At 68.4% G+C, this 16,495-nt stretch carries 14 protein-coding genes; 9 read left to right on the forward strand and 5 right to left on the reverse strand.

Going from position 1 to position 16,495, the window contains the following annotated elements; translation table 11 throughout:
* Nucleotides 1-2 precede the first annotated feature (2 nt).
* The 6 genes from ACIBH2_RS11385 (at nt 3) to ACIBH2_RS11410 (ending at nt 6,244) form a co-directional block, all read left to right on the forward strand.
* Complete coding sequence (locus ACIBH2_RS11385) at nt 3-755, forward strand: glucose 1-dehydrogenase (RefSeq protein ID WP_397115932.1); 753 nt, start codon at nt 3-5, stop codon at nt 753-755.
* A 55-nt stretch (nt 756-810) separates the two neighbouring features.
* Nucleotides 811-1,770 carry an alpha/beta hydrolase gene (locus tag ACIBH2_RS11390; RefSeq protein ID WP_397115934.1) on the forward strand — a complete coding sequence of 320 codons (960 nt, stop codon included), beginning with the start codon at nt 811-813 and terminating at the stop codon, nt 1,768-1,770.
* A 119-nt stretch (nt 1,771-1,889) separates the two neighbouring features.
* Nucleotides 1,890-2,303 carry a DUF4189 domain-containing protein gene (locus tag ACIBH2_RS11395; protein ID WP_397115936.1) on the forward strand — a complete coding sequence of 138 codons (414 nt, stop codon included), beginning with the start codon at nt 1,890-1,892 and terminating at the stop codon, nt 2,301-2,303.
* Nucleotides 2,304-2,421: 118 nt separating this feature from the next.
* A complete protein-coding gene (locus ACIBH2_RS11400; protein WP_397115938.1) occupies nt 2,422-3,681 on the forward strand; it encodes a glutamate ABC transporter substrate-binding protein in 1,260 nt (419 codons plus the stop codon).
* A gap of 44 nt (nt 3,682-3,725) precedes the next feature.
* Nucleotides 3,726-4,937: a glutamate ABC transporter substrate-binding protein gene (locus tag ACIBH2_RS11405; RefSeq protein WP_397115940.1), complete on the forward strand. Its 1,212-nt coding sequence runs from the start codon at nt 3,726-3,728 to the stop codon at nt 4,935-4,937.
* An 83-nt stretch (nt 4,938-5,020) separates the two neighbouring features.
* Nucleotides 5,021-6,244, forward strand: a complete 1,224-nt coding sequence (locus ACIBH2_RS11410) for an RtcB family protein (RefSeq protein WP_397115942.1) — start codon at nt 5,021-5,023, stop codon at nt 6,242-6,244.
* 6 nt (nt 6,245-6,250) lie between these two features.
* On the opposite strand, the gene ACIBH2_RS11415 is transcribed toward ACIBH2_RS11410, so the two are convergent.
* Nucleotides 6,251-7,891, reverse strand: a complete 1,641-nt coding sequence (locus ACIBH2_RS11415; RefSeq protein ID WP_397115944.1) for a hypothetical protein — start codon at nt 7,889-7,891, stop codon at nt 6,251-6,253.
* 193 nt (nt 7,892-8,084) lie between these two features.
* Here ACIBH2_RS11415 and ACIBH2_RS11420 point away from each other — a divergent pair, with 193 nt between their 5' ends.
* Nucleotides 8,085-10,202 (forward strand): RecQ family ATP-dependent DNA helicase, encoded by a 2,118-nt coding sequence (locus tag ACIBH2_RS11420; RefSeq protein ID WP_397116977.1) that lies wholly within the window; start codon nt 8,085-8,087, stop codon nt 10,200-10,202.
* Between the two features lie 66 nt (nt 10,203-10,268).
* Here the strand turns inward: ACIBH2_RS11420 and ACIBH2_RS11425 are convergent, their stop codons facing one another.
* A complete protein-coding gene (locus ACIBH2_RS11425) occupies nt 10,269-10,751 on the reverse strand; it encodes a MarR family winged helix-turn-helix transcriptional regulator (protein WP_397115946.1) in 483 nt (160 codons plus the stop codon).
* A 123-nt stretch (nt 10,752-10,874) separates the two neighbouring features.
* On the opposite strand from ACIBH2_RS11425, the gene ACIBH2_RS11430 reads away from it, so the two are divergent.
* Together ACIBH2_RS11430 and ACIBH2_RS11435 are read left to right on the forward strand one after the other, a co-directional pair.
* Nucleotides 10,875-11,717, forward strand: coding sequence for an NAD(P)H-binding protein (locus tag ACIBH2_RS11430; protein ID WP_397115948.1), 843 nt, complete (start codon nt 10,875-10,877; stop codon nt 11,715-11,717).
* 61 nt (nt 11,718-11,778) lie between these two features.
* Complete coding sequence (locus ACIBH2_RS11435; RefSeq protein WP_397115950.1) at nt 11,779-12,864, forward strand: methyltransferase; 1,086 nt, start codon at nt 11,779-11,781, stop codon at nt 12,862-12,864.
* Between the two features lie 116 nt (nt 12,865-12,980).
* Here the strand turns inward: ACIBH2_RS11435 and ACIBH2_RS11440 are convergent, their stop codons facing one another.
* The 3 genes from ACIBH2_RS11440 to obgE all read right to left on the reverse strand — a co-directional run bounded on the left by ACIBH2_RS11440 (nt 12,981) and on the right by obgE (nt 16,438).
* Complete coding sequence (locus tag ACIBH2_RS11440) at nt 12,981-13,403, reverse strand: DUF4254 domain-containing protein (protein ID WP_397115952.1); 423 nt, start codon at nt 13,401-13,403, stop codon at nt 12,981-12,983.
* A gap of 389 nt (nt 13,404-13,792) precedes the next feature.
* A complete protein-coding gene (gene proB / locus ACIBH2_RS11445) occupies nt 13,793-14,944 on the reverse strand; it encodes a glutamate 5-kinase (protein WP_397115954.1) in 1,152 nt (383 codons plus the stop codon).
* Between the two features lie 39 nt (nt 14,945-14,983).
* Nucleotides 14,984-16,438, reverse strand: a complete 1,455-nt coding sequence (gene obgE / locus ACIBH2_RS11450) for a GTPase ObgE (protein WP_397115956.1) — start codon at nt 16,436-16,438, stop codon at nt 14,984-14,986.
* Nucleotides 16,439-16,495 lie beyond the last annotated feature (57 nt).

Genomic DNA, 16,495 nt, shown 5'->3' on the forward strand with positions numbered 1-16,495 from the left:
AAATGGTCGATCTGAACGGCAAAGTCGCCCTCATCACCGGCGCGGCCCGCGGGCAGGGCGCGGCGGAGGCACGGCTGTTCGTGGCCCGGGGCGCGAAGGTGGTCATCACCGACGTCCTCGACACCGAGGGCAAGGAATTGGCCGAATCCCTCGGCGACGCCGCGCGTTTCGTCCGCCACGACGTGACCGACACCGAGAGCTGGGAAAGCGCGGTGGGCGAGGCCGTTTCGTCCTTCGGCGGACTCGACGTCCTGGTGAACAATGCCGCGATCTACACCATGAAGCCGCTCGTCGAGACCACCTCCGAGGAGCTGGAGCGGATTCTGAAGGTCAATCTCGTCGGCGCGTTCAACGGCATCAAGGCGGTCGTGCCCACCATGACCGCGGCGGGCGGCGGATCGATCGTGAACATCTCCTCGCAGGCCGGTATCGAGGGGCTCATGAACCACTCCGCCTACGGCTCCTCCAAATGGGGTCTGCGCGGCCTGAGCAAGATCGCCGCACTGGAGTTGGGCCCCAACCAGATTCGCGTCAACTCGGTGCACCCCGGGCCCATCGCCACCCCGATGGTGCCGTACCTGACCACGGGCCCGGGCAGCTTCCCGACCCTGCCGCTGGAGCGCACCGGCCTGCCCGAGGAGGTGGCCGAACTGGTCGCCTTCCTGGCCTCCGATGCCGCCGCCTACATCACCGGAGCCGAAGTCACCGTCGACGGCGGCCTCGCTGCGGGCAAGTTCATCCCGCGAAACATGTAGTAACCCAACCCCTTCGGGCCGCCGCCGGGCGGCGGCCCACCGGAAGGAATGCGCGATGCCCCTCTCCCCCCAATGGCAAGTCTTCGTCGACGCGGCCAGCGCGGCTTTTCCCGCGATCGGCACCACCGTGCTGGACGCCGCCGAGGCCCGCGCCTTTCTGGCCGCACGACCGGCGCCGGTAGCCGAGTCGATTCCCGTTGCGGGCGTGGAGGGGTGGCTCGTCCCCGGCCCCCTCGGCGCACCCGAGGTCCCGATGCGCCTCTACCGTCCCCTGGACGCGGACAAGGTGCCCGGCGTGGTGGTCTTCTACCACGGCGGCGGATTCGTCCTGTGCGGCCTCGACAGCCATGACCGCTTCTGCCGCACCATGGCGAACGAGGCTGGCGTGATCGTGATGTCGGTGGATTACCGCCGCGCGCCCGACGCCCGCTTCCCCGCGGCCGCCGAGGATGCCTACGCCGTCCTGCGCTGGGTCGCCGACCACGCCGAATCCCTCGGCGGCGATCCGGCCCGTGTCGCGGTCGCCGGGGACAGCGCGGGCGGCAATCTCGCCACCGTCGCCGCCCTCCAAGCCCGCGACAACGGCGGCCCCGATATCGCCTTCCAACTGCTCATGTACCCCATGCTCGATCCGGCCTGCGACTCCGGCTCCTACACCGACAATGCCGAGGGCTACTTCACCACCGCCGTGCACCTGCGCTGGTACTGGCAGCAGTATCTCGACGGGCCCGCCGACGCCGAGCAGCCGTACGCGAATCCGTTCCGCGCCAACCTCTCCGGGCTTCCGCCCGCCTATATCGCCACCGCCGAATTCGATCCGCTGCGCGACGAGGGTGAGGCCTACGGCCAGCGCTTGCGCGAGGCCGGGGTGGAAACCGAGATCCAGCGCTGGAACGGCACCGTGCACGGTTTCATGTCCATGGCCTGGCACCTCCCCGAAACCGCACAGGCCAATGCCGCCGCCTTCGCCGCCCTGCGCACCGCCCTGAGCCGATCCGTCCCGGCCACCCGTTGAGCGAAAAGCGTTGCGGGCGGCCCGAATAGCGGGACAGTTCGGGCAAGCGCGAGCGCGGCGACCGGCGCGTCGTCTAGCATCGGCCTCGTTCGCCCTTTTCTGAAACGTCGAGGATTCTCTTGTCGCTCGTACGCACCGCCGCGCTCACCGCCGCGGCCGCCGCACTCACCCTGTCCGCCGCCGGATCCGCGCACGCGGCCACGCAATACGGCACCGTGGCCCTGTCCAAACTCCAGGGCAAGGTGGTCACCTCGACCGACCAGCCCAGCAAGGTCACCGCCGACGCCGCGGCCATCCGCGACTGCGCGGTCTACGACTGCCAGATCGTGCTGCGGTTCACCGACGGGTGCGCCGCGGTCGCCCGAGGCGCGGACGGCGCCTACGGGTGGGCGGCGGCGGGTTCGCGCGTGGAGGCCGAACAGGCCGCCGTCGCCGGACTCGGTCAGAGCAATCCGCCCTTCCCCGATCTCGGCAGCGCCACTGCGCAGCCCGCGCAGGTGGTGCACTCCTCCTGTACCGCCAACGCCGCGTAATCCGGAGAGCGTCCGACCGGCCGCATTCGCATTAGTGCCTACTACTCCTCGGCGCAATTGCGGGAATTGATCGGGAAATATTCGATGTTCACCGGATTTTTCGCCGTCGGATGGTTGGATGCACGATGTGCTGACAGGTTGCCGCGACGCGAAATCGATATGGCGCACAATCCTCGCCCTCGCCTTGGCAGGTGGTCTGTTGACGACCGGCTGCGGAACGGAGGACAAACCGCCCTCCGTGGTCGCCACCGGTGAACCCGCGCTGACCATCGGCATCGACTACGACCAGCCCGGGCTGTCGGTCATGGGAAAGGACGGCAAGCCCGTCGGATTCGACGCGGACACCGCCCGGTATATCGCCGACAGGCTCGACGTGAAAATCGAGAAGGTGACCTGGAAGCAGGCGCGCCCGGATCAGCGCGAACAGATGTTGAACTCCGGCGCGGTCGATTTCATCGTCGCCGCGTACTCCATCACCCCCGAGCGTCAGCGCCAGGTCTCCTTCGCCGGGCCGTATCTGGTGGTCGGCCAAGACCTGCTGGTGCGGACCGAGCAGACCGGCATCGAGGGACCCGAGGATCTCGACGAGCGCACCGTCTGCGCGCCAACGGGCTCGACCTCCGCCGAATGGATTCAACGGCATTTCGCCACCGGGGCGAAACCGGTCACCCGCGAATCGGTTTCGGCCTGTGTGGACGAACTGCTCGCGGGCACGGTCGACGCCGTCACCACCGACGATGTGATTCTGGCAGGTTTCGCCGCGCGGCATCCGGGGAAACTACGGGTGGTCGGCCATCCATTCGCCCGCGACCGTTACGGCGTCGGCGTGAAGAAGGGCAATACCGAATTACAGGGCAAAATCACCTCCGCTATTCGCGAGATGATTGCGGACGGATCGTGGGAACGATTCATGACCGCCGATATCGCGCCGTCGGGGTACCGGCCTGTGCCGCCCCCGCCGGTATTCAACGCACCCGATCAGCCGGTGGTCGCCGGTGATCCGAATTCCCTGGATCCGGAATTGGTGCGCGCGGTCGACACCCTCGCCGCCACCGCCAATGCCCGGGATTGGGAGGGCTTCTCCCAGCACGTCTGCCCGGAGTCCCGCGACGCCGTCGACCAATTCGTACTGCGCTACACCCCGCAGTACGACGACACCCTGGGCGACGAGGTGAAATCCGCCGGATTCACCTACACCATCACCGGTATCGCCCAGACCGGACCGGACGCGGCGACCTTCCTGGCCCACGAGACCTTCACCGACGTGCCGGACAAGTACCGCGACTATGTCGAGGACATCGATCTCACCGGCACCATGCAGCGCCGCGACGGACAGTGGCTGCTCTGCGGGCTAGCCGCGGATTTCGCCGAATCCTGAGCACCAGGTATTCGCCTGTATCGATCACGAGAACGGGAGAGTAGATGAAGGCTGTGCGTCTAGCCGGTGCGATCGCCGTCGGACTGACGGTCGCCGCCTGCGGTGAGGAAGTGAAACCCGTTGTGCAGCAACCACCGACGCTGACGGTCGGAATCAAGTTCGATCAGCCCGGACTGTCGGTCATGGGCCCCGACGGCAGGCCGCGCGGCTTCGACGCCGATACCGCCACCTACATCGCGGGGCGATTGGGTGTCGCGCCCGAGCACATCATCTGGCGCGAGGCGCGCTCGGATCAGCGTGAGCAGCTGTTGAACTCGGGCGCGGTGGATTTCGTCGTCGCCTCGTACTCGATCACCGCCGGACGGCAGGAGCAGGTGTCCTTCGCGGGACCGTACTTCGTGGCGGGGCAGGACCTGCTGGTGCGCCAGAGCGAGAAGAGCATCGAACGCCCCGAGGACCTCAACGGTCGCACCGTCTGCACCGCCGAGGGGTCCAGCTCCGCCGACAAGATCCGCAAGAACTTCGCCTCCCGAGCCAAACTCGTCACCCGCGACACCTATGTGCAGTGCGTCGGCGATCTGATCAACGGCACCGTCGACGCGGTCTCCACCGATGACGTGATTCTCGCCGGATTCGCGGCCCAGCACCCCGGCACGCTGCGGGTCACCGGCCACCGGTTCACCCGCGAGCGCTACGGCGTCGGCGTCCGCAAGGGCAATATCGACCTGCAGGCCCGCATCACCCAGGCCATTCGCATGATGATCGACGACGGCAGCTGGCGACGCTCCATCGCCGAGAACCTCGGCACCTCCGGACACCGAACCCTGCCGCCCCCACCGGTTTTCAATGCCCCCGACAAGGAGATCGCCCCCGGCGACCTCACCCAGCTCGATCCGGAGCTGGTGCAGATCACCCAATCCATCGCGGCGACCTTCAACGCCCAGGACTGGGAGGGCTTCCAACAGCTGGTCTGTCCCGAAACCGCCCAGGACATCGACGATCTCGTCATCCAGTACACCCCGCAGTACGACCGCACCCTCGGCCCCGAGGTCAAGGCCGCCGGATTCACCAAGACCATTACCGGCATCACCCAGACCAGCCCCGATTCGGCGACCTACCTCGCCCACGAATCCTTCTCGAACATCCCCGACAAGTACCGCCACTACTTCAAGGACATCGACTACACCGGCACCATGGTCCGCCGCGACGGCGCGTGGAAGCTGTGCTCGATCGCCGCCGATTTCGTGGAGCCGTGAGGCGCGGACGGCGTTAATGAGGTGCGCGCGGGGGCATCCGGTCCTTACCGTGGGGCATCATCAGTAACAGAGAGGACCGGACGATGTTTCCCGTCGAGCTGCGCGGAACGCGCGCGCAGACGCTCATGTGGGCCCACGAGCACGAGGTCGAACCGGCCGCGCTGCAACAGCTGCGGAATATCGCGGGGCTGGAGTGGGTGTACGGCGTGCGCGTCATGCCGGATGTGCATCTCGGCAAGGGCGCGACCGTCGGCTCCGTGATCGCCATGCGCGACGCTGTCGCGCCCGCTGCGGTGGGCGTGGATATCGGCTGCGGTATGGAGGCGGTACGCACCTCGCTGACCGCCTCGGACCTGCCCGATGATCTGGGCGTGCTGCGCTCGCGCATCGAAGCCGCTGTGCCCGTGGGGTTCTCGGCGCACTCCTCGGCGGTGAACGTGCAGCGGCTGGAGGCCGAGCTGCGCGGGCAGAAGGCCGCCGGGACCACGCTGCGCAGCGGCTGGGAGCGGTTCTGGAAGTCGTTCGACGCCCTCGATCCGGCCGTGCGGTCGCTGGAGTCGAAGGCGCAGAAGCAGATGGGCTCGCTGGGCGGTGGCAACCACTTCGTGGAAGTGTGCCTGGATACCGAACAGTGCGTCTGGATTCTGCTGCACTCCGGAAGCCGCAATATCGGCAAGGAACTCGCGGAACGGCATATGGCCGTGGCGCGGGCGCTGCCGCACAACCGGGACCTCCCGGATCGGGATCTGGCGGTATTCGTCTCCGGCACACCGGAAATGGATGCCTACCGCCGCGACCTGACCTGGGCGCAGGAGTACGCGGCGCGCAATCGGGCCGTCATGCTCGCCCTCGTCTGCAAGGCCGTGCGGGAGGAGTTCGCCGGACGTGAGGTGCGCTTCGACGAGCCGATCTCGTGCCACCACAACTATGTGGCCGAGGAGGTCATCGACGGCGTGCCCATGCTCGTCACCCGCAAGGGCGCCGTGCGCGCGGGCGACGGAGACCTCGCGCTGATTCCCGGCTCCATGGGTACGCGGTCGTATGTGGTGCGGGGCAAGGGGAATCCGGCGTCGTTCCAGTCCGCGTCACACGGGGCGGGGCGGCGCATGAGCCGCAACGCCGCCAAGCGGCAGTTCACCGTCGCCGATCTGATCGCGCAGACCGTGGGCGTGGAGTCGCGTAAGGACGCCGGGGTGATCGACGAGATCCCGGCGGCCTACAAGGACATCGATACCGTGATCGAGGCCCAGCGCGACCTGGTCGACATTGTCGCCACGCTGCGACAGGTGCTGTGCGTGAAGGGCTGATACCTCTCAGCGCGGGCGGTTCTTCTCCAGCTGGTCGAGGAGCCGGGTCACCTCGGCCTGGCTCACCGCCTCGGCGTAGATGTCGTAGTCGGCGGCGTAACTGGTCTGGAACTGGATATCGCGGCGTTCGGCCTGCGCCCGGCGGTCGGCATCGGCCTGCTGGCCCGCGCGCACGGAGCCGAAGACGCCGCCCGCCTCCGGGGAGGTGCACGACAGCGAACCGGAGAAGCTGGCGGCGGTGATCGGGAAAGTGCCCGAGCTACTGCATGTTCCGGCGAATCTGCCCTCGACGGTGAAGGTGGCCGACAGGGTGGCGACCGCCTGGGTGCGGTTGCCGCTACCGCTCACCGCGCCGTTGAACGCCTGGGTGATGGTGCAGCCGCCCTCGGAGCAGTTGACGCTGCCCTGCCCGTTGGCGGTGATGCGCAGACCCGCGTCGACGGCGCCGACCAGCTGGTTCACCCGGTCGCGCAGCTGGATGTACATCCAGTCCACGCGGTCGGTGGTGATCGTGGTGAAGTCCATGGCGTCCAGCACCGCCCAGGCGCTGTTGGAGGTCAGGTAGTCGGGGTCCCAGCGCAGGACGCGGTGCGGCTCGTCGGTGGTGACGAACAGCGTGCCGTCCTCGGTCTTCAGTTCGAGGGCTGGGGTGCCGTCGACGGTGGTCTCGGTGGCCTCCGCGCCGCTGTCCAGGGCGGCTTCGACCGCCTTGGTCAGGGCGTCGGCGAACTCCTTCGGGGACATGAACCCGGGTAGCTCGTCCTCGAACTGCGTCGAGCCCGCCTGCCATTTGCCCTTGCTGGCGGGCTGATCGGCCTCGTCCGGCGGATCGAGGTAGACGGTCTTGTCGACGCGCAGGACGCGGGTCTCGCCGCTGGAGTCGGTCACCGTGCCGAACGTGTCCCCGGCGGCGGAGACCGTGACATCCCACTTCGCGGTGCCATCGCGGGAGGCGGTGACGTAGTGCAGGCCGGGCGAACCGGAGACGTCGGCGATGGCCTTGTCGAAAGCCTGCTTGTTGCCGGAGGATTCCGAGCCCGTGAGCCATACGGCGGATCCCACCGCCAGGGCGAGCACGACGAAGACCGCGCAGGCGATCAGGGCGTAGACGCGCTTGCGCGAACCCTGCTGCGGCTGACCCGGATACGGCTGGCCGGGAAAGGGCTGCTGCTGGAACGGCTGGCCGGGGAAGGGCTGCTGCTGATACTGCTGACCCGGGAACGGCTGCTGTTGGAAGGGCTGCCCGGGGAACGGCTGCTGCTGGAAGGGCTGCTGCGGGTACGGCTGGCCCGGGTATGGCTGCTGGTACGGCTGGCCTTGAACCGGCATCGAGGGTTGCGAGTACGGCTGGCCTTGAATGGGAGCCGAAGGCTGCGAGTACGGCTGGCCAGAGACGGGAACCGAAGGCTGCGGGTGTGGCTGCCCCTGGATGGGAACGGAGGGCTGCGAGTACGGCTGACCCGGGACGGGTTCCGACGGCTGGCCTTGGACAGGGGCCGCGGGTTGCGACGGCGGCTGGCCCGGCACCGGACCGGACGGCTGCTGCGACTCCGGCTGACCCGCCTGCCCCGGCGGTGTGCCGGGCTGGCCTTCCGGCGTCTGCCAGTAGATACGGCCGTCCGGGTTCGATTCGTTCTCGGAACTCATACCCCGGCCACCTCGAACCCCCATCAATCCGACAGCGCCCCTACGTCGCCATCTGCAAGCACCGCAGACGATAACAGCTCGATGGCCTGGGTTCCACGCTCGCGAGCGCCGGGCGCCCGAGACGCGGTGCGGGAACCGACAACTGGTGCGCGAACGCGGTGCGCGGGGCGCGGTGTCGGTGCGGTGGTGCACCATGGAGCGCGTGACCTCGACCGATGCGACCGACACCACGACGCCGACCGACCTGCGGGCGGATGCCGAACGGCTGCTCCGGGAGCTGGCCGGGCCCGCCGCCCGGCTGCGCGAGGACCAGTGGACCGCCATCGAAGCGCTGGTCGTCCAGCGGCGACGGGCCTTGGTGGTGCAGCGCACCGGCTGGGGTAAATCGGCGGTGTACTTCATCTCCGCCAAACTGCTGCGCGCCGCCGGACGCGGGCCGACGGTCATCGTGTCGCCGCTGCTGGCGCTCATGCGCAACCAGGTGGCGGCGGCCGAACGCGCCGGAGTGGTTGCGGCGACCATCAATTCGGGCAATGTCACCGAATGGGACGAGATTCACACCAGCGTCGCGGCGGGCGAGATCGATGTGCTGCTGGTCAGTCCCGAGCGATTGAACAATCCCGACTTCCGCGACGCGGTCCTGCCGAAGCTGGCGGCCGACGCCGGTCTGGTGGTCATCGACGAGGCGCACTGCGTATCGGACTGGGGCCACGACTTCCGCCCCGACTACCGCCGCATTCGCACGCTGATCGCCGATCTCGGCTCGGAGGTGCCGGTGCTGGCCACCACCGCCACCGCCAACGACCGGGTGGTCACCGATGTGGCCACCCAGATCGGCACCGACACCCTGGTCCTGCGCGGCACCCTGGACCGCGAATCGCTGCATCTGTCGGTGCTGCGCATCGACGACGCGGTGGCGCGCACGGCCTGGCTCAGCGAACATCTGCGGGCGCTGCCGGGCTCGGGCATCGTCTACACGCTCACCGTCGCCGCGGCGCACGATCTCGCCGATGTGCTGAATTCGCACGGCCACCACGTCGCCGCCTATACCGGCCAGACCGACCCCACCGAACGCGAAAGCCTCGAGGCGGCGCTGCTGAACAACGAGGTGAAGGCCCTCATTGCCACCTCGGCCCTGGGTATGGGATTCGACAAACCCGATCTGGGCTTCGTGGTGCACGTCGGCGCGCCCTCCTCACCCATCTCCTACTACCAGCAGGTGGGTCGTGCGGGCCGCGGCACCGAGCGCGCCGAGGTGGTGCTGCTGCCCGGCCCGGAGGATCGCCGCATCTGGAGTTACTTCGCCTCGGTCGCCTTCCCGCGCGAACATATCGTGCGCTCGGTCCTCGACGCCCTCGACGGCGATCGGGCCCTCTCCACCGCCGCGCTGGAACCGCTGGTGGAGCTCAATCGCTCCCGCCTGGAGATGGTGCTCAAGGTCCTCGACGTCGACGGCGCGGTCAAACGCGTTCGCGGCGGCTGGATCTCGACCGGCCAGCCCTGGGTCTACGACACCGAGCGCTACGAGCGGCTCAGTATCGCCCGCGACGCCGAACAGCAGGCCATGATCGACTATCAGGCCACCGACGAGTGCCGGATGAACTTCCTGCGCCGCCAACTCGACGACCCGGGCCTGCGCCCCGACTCCCCCGGCTGCGGACGCTGCGACAACTGCACCGGCACCCGCCTCGACACGGCCGTCGACACCGCCTCCCTCGCCGCCATCCGCACCCGGCTGGACCGCCCCGGCATCGACCTGGCCCCGCGCAAACAGTGGCCGACCGGTATGGCCAAACTCGGAATCTCGTTGTCCGGCAAGATCTCCGACGGCGCGGAGACCGGCCGCGTCCTCGGCCGCCTCAGCGACCTCGGCTGGGGCCAGCGCCTGCGCGCCCTCCTCGACTCCCCCGACGGCCCCGTACCCGACGAGGTGTTCAAAGCCGTGACAGTGGTACTGCGTGAATGGGATTGGGCACAGCGCCCCATGTCGGTCATGGCCATGGAATCCGCCACCCACCCCATCCTCGCGGCCTCGCTCGCCGCCCGCCTGGCCCAGGTCGGCCGCCTCCGCGACCTCGGCATCCTGCACCTGCGCCCGGATCTCCCCCCGGTCTCGGCCGCCAACTCCGCCCACCTCGTAGCCGCCCTCCACAACGCCTGGGAGACACCGGATCTCAGCGACGTGGACGGCCCGATCCTCCTGGTGGACACCCTCACCGATACCGGCTGGACCTTCACCATGGCCGCGCGCACCCTACGCCAGGCAGGCGCGGACGCGGTCCTCCCCTTCGCCCTGGCCACGCCATCCTGACGCGGCCCCACACTTTGCTCCAGCCACACCCTCCCGCCCCCTCCCACCAACGGGTCGGCACGCGGTCTAGGCGTCCTCGACGCGCTTGCGATCCTTCAGTCCCGCAAGGGAATCCACGTACTTCAACATCAGCCGCGCGAACTCCACGGCTTCTCCCGGCTCCCACTCCGCGGTGATGTAGTCGTACGCGTCGCGCTGATGCTTGCGGAATCGCTCCATGAGCGCGACACCCTCGGGGCTCAACTTCAGCACGGTCCGCCGCCCGTCCTGCTGTGAGGCGGCCCGCAGCAGATACCCGGCCTTGATGTTGTCGCTCACCATCCGGCTGGCGACCGAGGGGTCCACGCCGAGAATCTCGGCCACCATGCCGACGGTCACCTCCGAGTCGTCGCTGTGCTCGAGCACGATATTGAGCACGAGCGTCCGACTCAGATCTTTGGCGGAGACGGGGTTCTCCACCTCGAGCAGGGCCGTGCGTCGCAGCTTGCTGAACGCCGGACCCACCGCATTCAGCAGCTCATCGGCGGTCCGCGCGTCCTTCGAAGTCATGTGCACATCGTATATCCATGCCCGAAGGTATATATGTGTTGACGCGCCAATACATGCATGACAGCATGCATATGTCATTTGGCACGTATCTGCCATCGCAATCCAAAGTTCCCAGGAGAATCCATGACCACCCTCGTCACCGGTGCCCGCGGCAAGGTCGGCCAAGCCGTCATCGCTCGATTGCACGCCGCCGATCTGCCGGTGCGCGCGGCGAGCGCCGACCCCACCGGACTCACCGTCCCGGCCGACGTCGAGACCGTCGAGGTCCGACTCGACGCCCCCGAAACCTTCGACAGCGCCTTGAAAGGCGTTGGACAGGTATTCCTCTACCCGAACCCGGAGGGCATCGACGCCTTCCTCACCGCCGCCGAGAACGCGGGCGTCGAGCACATCGTCCTGCTCTCCTCCGCCTCGGTACTGGCCCCCGATGCCGAGGACGATCCGCTCGGCTCCCACCATCTCGTGGTCGAAAAAGCCCTCGCCGCTTCGGATCTCACCGTCACCGTGCTGCGCCCGGACGCCTTCGCCAGCAATGCGCTCGGCTGGGCCCACACCATCGCGAACGGGCTGCCGATCGAACTCCCTTATCCGGACGCCCAACTCGCGCCCATTCACCCCGACGATATCGCCGATATCGCTGTCGACGCCCTGACCGACGGCCCGGTCCGCGGCCGCACCGTGGTACTCACCGGCGCACAGCCGCTGACCTTCCGCGAGCAACTCGCCCTCATGTCCGAGGTACTCGGTCGCGATATCCCGGTCACCGAAATCTCCGTCGAGGCAGCGCGCGAACAGATGAGCCGCCACATGCCGCCCCCGCTGGTCCGCTCGCTGCTCGCCTACTGGGCCACCGCCGCCGCGCGGCCCGCCATGCTCGGCGACACCACCGAAACCCTGCTCGGCGTCCCCGCGCGCGGCTTCGCACAGTGGGTCGGCGAGAACGCGGCGGCGTTCTCGGGGGTCTGACGGTAGGGTCGAATCGCGCGAATCAGTCGTTTCGATCGGTCGAGCGAGGTATGGAGTCGTCATGGCGTCCGGATTTCCCGCAGTACCGCCACCACCCTTGGTGCGCGCCATCGGATTACTGCGCGATGGGCTCGCGGCACTGCACCGGCGGCTGGTTCCGGGGCATCTCGCGCTGTTGGAGTTGCAGATGACCGGCTATCTGAGCCAATCCATCACCGCGGCCGCCGAACTCGGTATCGCCGACGCGCTCGTCGACGGACCCAAGCGCCCGGCGGAACTCGCTCGAGCCCTCGGGGTGGACGAGGACGGGTTGCGCCGACTCATGCGGCTGCTGCTCAGCTTCGACATCTTCACTCAGCGGCGCGACGGTTCCTATGCGCTGAACGGGATTTCGCGGGCGCTGTGCTCCGATTCGCCGGTGACGCTGCGAGATCTGTTCCTGTTCTTCGGTTCCGAATACCACCGCAACCACTGGACCCATCTCGCCGACGCGGTGCGCACCGGAACATCGGTGGGTCCCGCCCTCGACGGCGCCGACTTCTTCGCCTACGCCGCCGAACACCGCGAGATCGGCGAGCTGTTCGACCGCGCCATGTCCAGTGTCACCACCCTCACCACCGAACCCTTGCTCGCCGCATACGATTTCGGCCGCTTCGGCACCCTCGTGGACGTCGGCGGCGGCCACGGCAGTCTGCTCACCGAAATCCTGCGGCGCAGCGCGTCCACGCGGGGCATCCTCTTCGATCTCCCCGAAGTGGTCGAACGGCTGCCGGAGCTCGGGCCGCGCGACCGGCTCACCGTTGCCAGCGGCTCGTTCTTCGACGCGGTGCCCGAGGGCGGCGACGCCTACCTGCTCAAACACATAGTCCACGACTGGTCCGACGCCGAGGCCGAACGGCTGCTGCGTACCGTGCGCGCCGCCATGGGACCCGAGGCCGTCGTGCTCGTCATCGACATAGTCCTGCCCGAACACCGCCGTCCGCACGCGGGCAAGTTCATCGACCTCGAAATGCTGGTCAATGCCTCCGGCCGCGAACGCACCGCCGAGCAGTTCCGAGACCTGTTGTCCCGCAGCGGATTCACCCTCGATCGCGTGATCGGCACCGCCGCGCCCGACAGCATTCTGGAGGCGCGCCCCACGCCCTGACACCCGATTCGCGGCGGCCCCGATACCGCCGCGAATCCGATCCCGCCGTCCGCGAGCCCCCCTGCGAGCTCGCGGACCTGCCCGCTCACGCTGTTGGGAGCGGCAGCCTCCGGGCACTACGCACTGCGCCGCACACTCTCGCCGATCACCCCGTGCACCCGATCGGTCCAGCCATCGGCCATGGACGCCAACAGAAACCACGCCGCGTGCACCCGCTCGTCGGAGACCGATTCGACGGTGCGCAGCAGATGCACCGCCCGAACGTGCGCGGCGGCCATGGCATCCACCGCCGCGCCGAGCGATTCCCGAGTCGCCATCGCGCGCTCGGCCCGCCGCCGGGCCCGCATGATCACGAAATCGTCGATGCTCCGCACCACCTGCGCCCGTCGCCGGTCGATCTCGACCAGGCGATCGGGTTGCCGCCGCCGCGCCAGATGCAGCTCCGCGAGCAACCGGGCCCACCGCGTGACGGGGTGGTCCTCCGGCTGATCGCCGATATGACCGCAGAACGCGGCCAACAGTTCATGCCAATCGGGCAATAGGGGGCGGGTTTCGACATGAGAATCACGGCCACTCGCCCGCCACATCTGCGTACTGTCCGGTACGTACATACCTACCTCCGGGGCGGTGCGGGCGCACCCGATGCCGCGGGCGGTCACCGGACCGCGAGCCCGGCGCGGCAAGGGCGGACCGCGCCGGATCCGGAACCGCGTATCGGCGAAGGGCACATGCGATACGGCACCGGGTGCACTTCCAGGATGCGCCGCCCCGGCCGCCCGCCCACTGCCCTTTCGGTGGCCTTCCGTCGCCCCTAGGGCGGATGTACCCCGTATACCCCCGCCGCGGCGGCGCGAATTCCGTGCGGTTGGCTAATCATCAAAGCGATTGCCGCGCAGCCGGACTCGGTCGCGCGGTCGCACGGACCGGACTACACCTTGACGAGATCGTCCGCGTGCACGACCGGACGCTGCATACCTTCCGGTAGGTCTGTTGTGGAGCGCCCCTTCATGGTTTCCAGTTCATCGCTGTCGTAGGAGACGATGCCACGGGCGACCACCTGCCCGTCCGGCGCGACCAGACTGATCACATCGCCGCCGTAGAAACGCCCGCGCACCTCGGTGATACCGGCCGCCAGCAGCGAACTGCGGCGCTGCGCCACCGCCTGCACCGCCCCCGCGTCGAGATGGACCGCGCCGCGCGAATCCGCGGCATGGCGTACCCAGAACTTGCGGGCGGACAGGCGAACCGGGCGCGCGGCGAAGGCGGTGCCGACCGACGCGCCGGAGAGCGCGGCGGCGGCATCGGAGGCGGCGGCGAGCAGGACCGGGACACCGGCATCGGCGGCGAGGCGGGCGGCGGAGAGCTTCGAAGCCATGCCGCCGGTGCCCAAAGCGCCTCCGCTACCGGCGATTACGCCATCGAGGTCGGCGCTGCTGCGCACCTCGGGGATGAAATTGGCGTCGCCCTTGCGGGGGTCACCGTCGTAGAGGCCCTCGACATCCGAGAGCAGGATCAGCGCGTCGGCTCCGACCAGATGGGCCACCAGCGCGGCGAGCCGGTCATTGTCACCGAACCGGATCTCTTCCGTTGCGACCGTGTCGTTTTCGTTCACGACCGCGATGGCGTGCAGGGAGCGCAGCCGATCCAGGGTGCGCTGGGCATTGCGGTGCGATTCCCGCCGCGAGAAGTCGTCCGCGCTGAGCAGGACCTGGCCGACGACCCGATCGTAGCGCGCGAACGAGGTGCCCCAGGCGTGCGCCAGCGCCAGCTGACCCACACTGGCGGCGGCCTGCTTGGTAGCCAGATCCTTTGGCCGCGAAGACAATCCGAGCGGGGCGATACCCGCGCCGATCGCACCGGAGGACACCACGACCACATCGGATCCCGCGCGCATACGCGCCTCCACCGCATCGGCCAGCCGGTCCAGCCGCTCGGTGTCGAGACCGCCCTTCAGACTGGTCAGCGCCGAGGAACCGATCTTGACCACCACGCTGCGCGCCGAGGCGACGGCCTCGCGTGCCGCACTCGGCTCGGTCCCGGCGATCGTGTCGACCGAGCCCCGCGTGATACCCGAACTCATTGCACCACACCTCTATTCGCCCGCGATGGGGGTCTTTCGCTAGTCCTCGTCGTCGGATACCAGCCCGCGGCGCACCCGCGAGGCGTGCTTGCGCTCGGCCGCGCCGATGCGCTCGCTCTGATCCAGGCGCGGATCCACACCGCGACGGGTCATCATGACCTCGACACCGGCGGAGATCTGCGGTTCCCAGTCGAAGCACACGTCGCCGATGGTGACCGGTGCGCCCGGCTGAGCGCCCAGCTTCACCAGCTCCTCCTCGACTCCGAGGCGGGCCAGACGGTCGGCCAGATAGCCCACGGCCTCGTCGTTGTCGAACTGGGTCTGGTTGACCCAACGCTCCGGACGCTCGCCGTAGACGATGAACCCGCCCTCGATCTCCGGATCGCGCACGACGCGGAATCCGCTGTCGCCCTTGGCGATCGGTCGAATCACCGGACGCTTCGGCTCGGCCTCCGGATGCGCCTCGCGGTACTGCTTGACCATCTCGGCCAGCGCGAAGGTCAACGGACGCAGGCCGTCCCGGCTCACCGCGGAGATCTTGAACACCGGCCAGCCGCGCTTCTCGAATTCGGGCAGCACGAAATCGGCCAGCTCGTCGGCATCGGGAATATCGGCCTTGTTGAGAATGACCACCCGCGGCCGGTCGGCCAGATCGCCCAACCCGGCATCGCCCACCAAAGCGGGCTTGTAGGCGGCCAATTCGGCCTCGAGCGCATCCACATCGGAGACCGGATCGCGGCCGGGATCCAGCGTGGCGCAGTCCACGACATGCGCGAGCACCGCGCAGCGCTCGAGATGGCGCAGGAAGTCCAGGCCCAGTCCGCGGCCCTGGCTCGCACCCGGAATCAGACCGGGCACATCGGCCACGGTGAAGGTGGTGTCACCCGACTGCACCACACCGAGATTCGGCACCAGCGTGGTGAACGGGTAGTCCGCGATCTTGGGCTTGGCCGCCGAGAGCACCGAGACCAGCGAGGACTTACCGGCCGACGGGAAGCCCACCAGGCCCACATCCGCCACCGACTTGAGCTCGAGCACGAGATCGCGCTCCTGCCCCTCCTCGCCGAGCAGCGCGAAGCCCGGGGCCTTGCGCGCCTTCGACACCAGCGCCGCGTTGCCGAGCCCGCCGCGACCGCCCTGGGCCGCGACGAAACGGGTGCCCGCGCCGACCATATCGGCCAGCACCTCACCGTCGGTGCTCATCACCACGGTGCCCGAGGGCACCTTGAGCAGCAGATCCTCGCCCTGTTTGCCATTGCGGTTGCCGCCCTCGCCGGGCTTGCCGTTACCGCCCTTGGCATGGGGGTGGAAGTGGAAGTCCAGCAGGGTGTGCACATTGGGGTCGACCTCGAGGATCACATCCCCGCCATTGCCGCCATTGCCGCCATCGGGACCACCGAGGGGTTTGTACTTCTCCCGATGCACCGAGGCGACGCCGTGCCCGCCTTTACCCGCGCGCACATGCAGCACGACACGGTCGATGAATTTGGACATACCGTTGATCATCCTCCTTCAGGACTGGTCGGCTGGGTTGCCGCGAACACGAAAACG

This window comes from Nocardia sp. NPDC050406, from assembly GCF_044459025.1.
In the GTDB taxonomy this organism is placed as follows: domain Bacteria; phylum Actinomycetota; class Actinomycetes; order Mycobacteriales; family Mycobacteriaceae; genus Nocardia.

What these genes read in the sequence shown, in the direction of transcription:
- ACIBH2_RS11405 (WP_397115940.1), top strand. Translation starts at nt 3,726, where the DNA reads ATGAAGGCTGTGCGTCTAGCCGGTGCGATCGCCGTCGGACTGACGGTC.
- ACIBH2_RS11420 (WP_397116977.1), top strand. Translation starts at nt 8,085, where the DNA reads ATGGAGCGCGTGACCTCGACCGATGCGACCGACACCACGACGCCGACC.
- ACIBH2_RS11435 (WP_397115950.1), top strand. Translation starts at nt 11,779, where the DNA reads ATGGCGTCCGGATTTCCCGCAGTACCGCCACCACCCTTGGTGCGCGCC.
- ACIBH2_RS11430 (WP_397115948.1), top strand. Translation starts at nt 10,875, where the DNA reads ATGACCACCCTCGTCACCGGTGCCCGCGGCAAGGTCGGCCAAGCCGTC.
- ACIBH2_RS11390 (WP_397115934.1), top strand. Translation starts at nt 811, where the DNA reads ATGCCCCTCTCCCCCCAATGGCAAGTCTTCGTCGACGCGGCCAGCGCG.
- obgE (WP_397115956.1), bottom strand. Translation starts at nt 16,438, where the DNA reads ATGTCCAAATTCATCGACCGTGTCGTGCTGCATGTGCGCGCGGGTAAA.
- ACIBH2_RS11400 (WP_397115938.1), top strand. Translation starts at nt 2,422, where the DNA reads ATGCACGATGTGCTGACAGGTTGCCGCGACGCGAAATCGATATGGCGC.
- ACIBH2_RS11415 (WP_397115944.1), bottom strand. Translation starts at nt 7,891, where the DNA reads ATGAGTTCCGAGAACGAATCGAACCCGGACGGCCGTATCTACTGGCAG.
- ACIBH2_RS11410 (WP_397115942.1), top strand. Translation starts at nt 5,021, where the DNA reads ATGTTTCCCGTCGAGCTGCGCGGAACGCGCGCGCAGACGCTCATGTGG.
- ACIBH2_RS11385 (WP_397115932.1), top strand. Translation starts at nt 3, where the DNA reads ATGGTCGATCTGAACGGCAAAGTCGCCCTCATCACCGGCGCGGCCCGC.
- ACIBH2_RS11425 (WP_397115946.1), bottom strand. Translation starts at nt 10,751, where the DNA reads ATGACTTCGAAGGACGCGCGGACCGCCGATGAGCTGCTGAATGCGGTG.
- proB (WP_397115954.1), bottom strand. Translation starts at nt 14,944, where the DNA reads ATGAGTTCGGGTATCACGCGGGGCTCGGTCGACACGATCGCCGGGACC.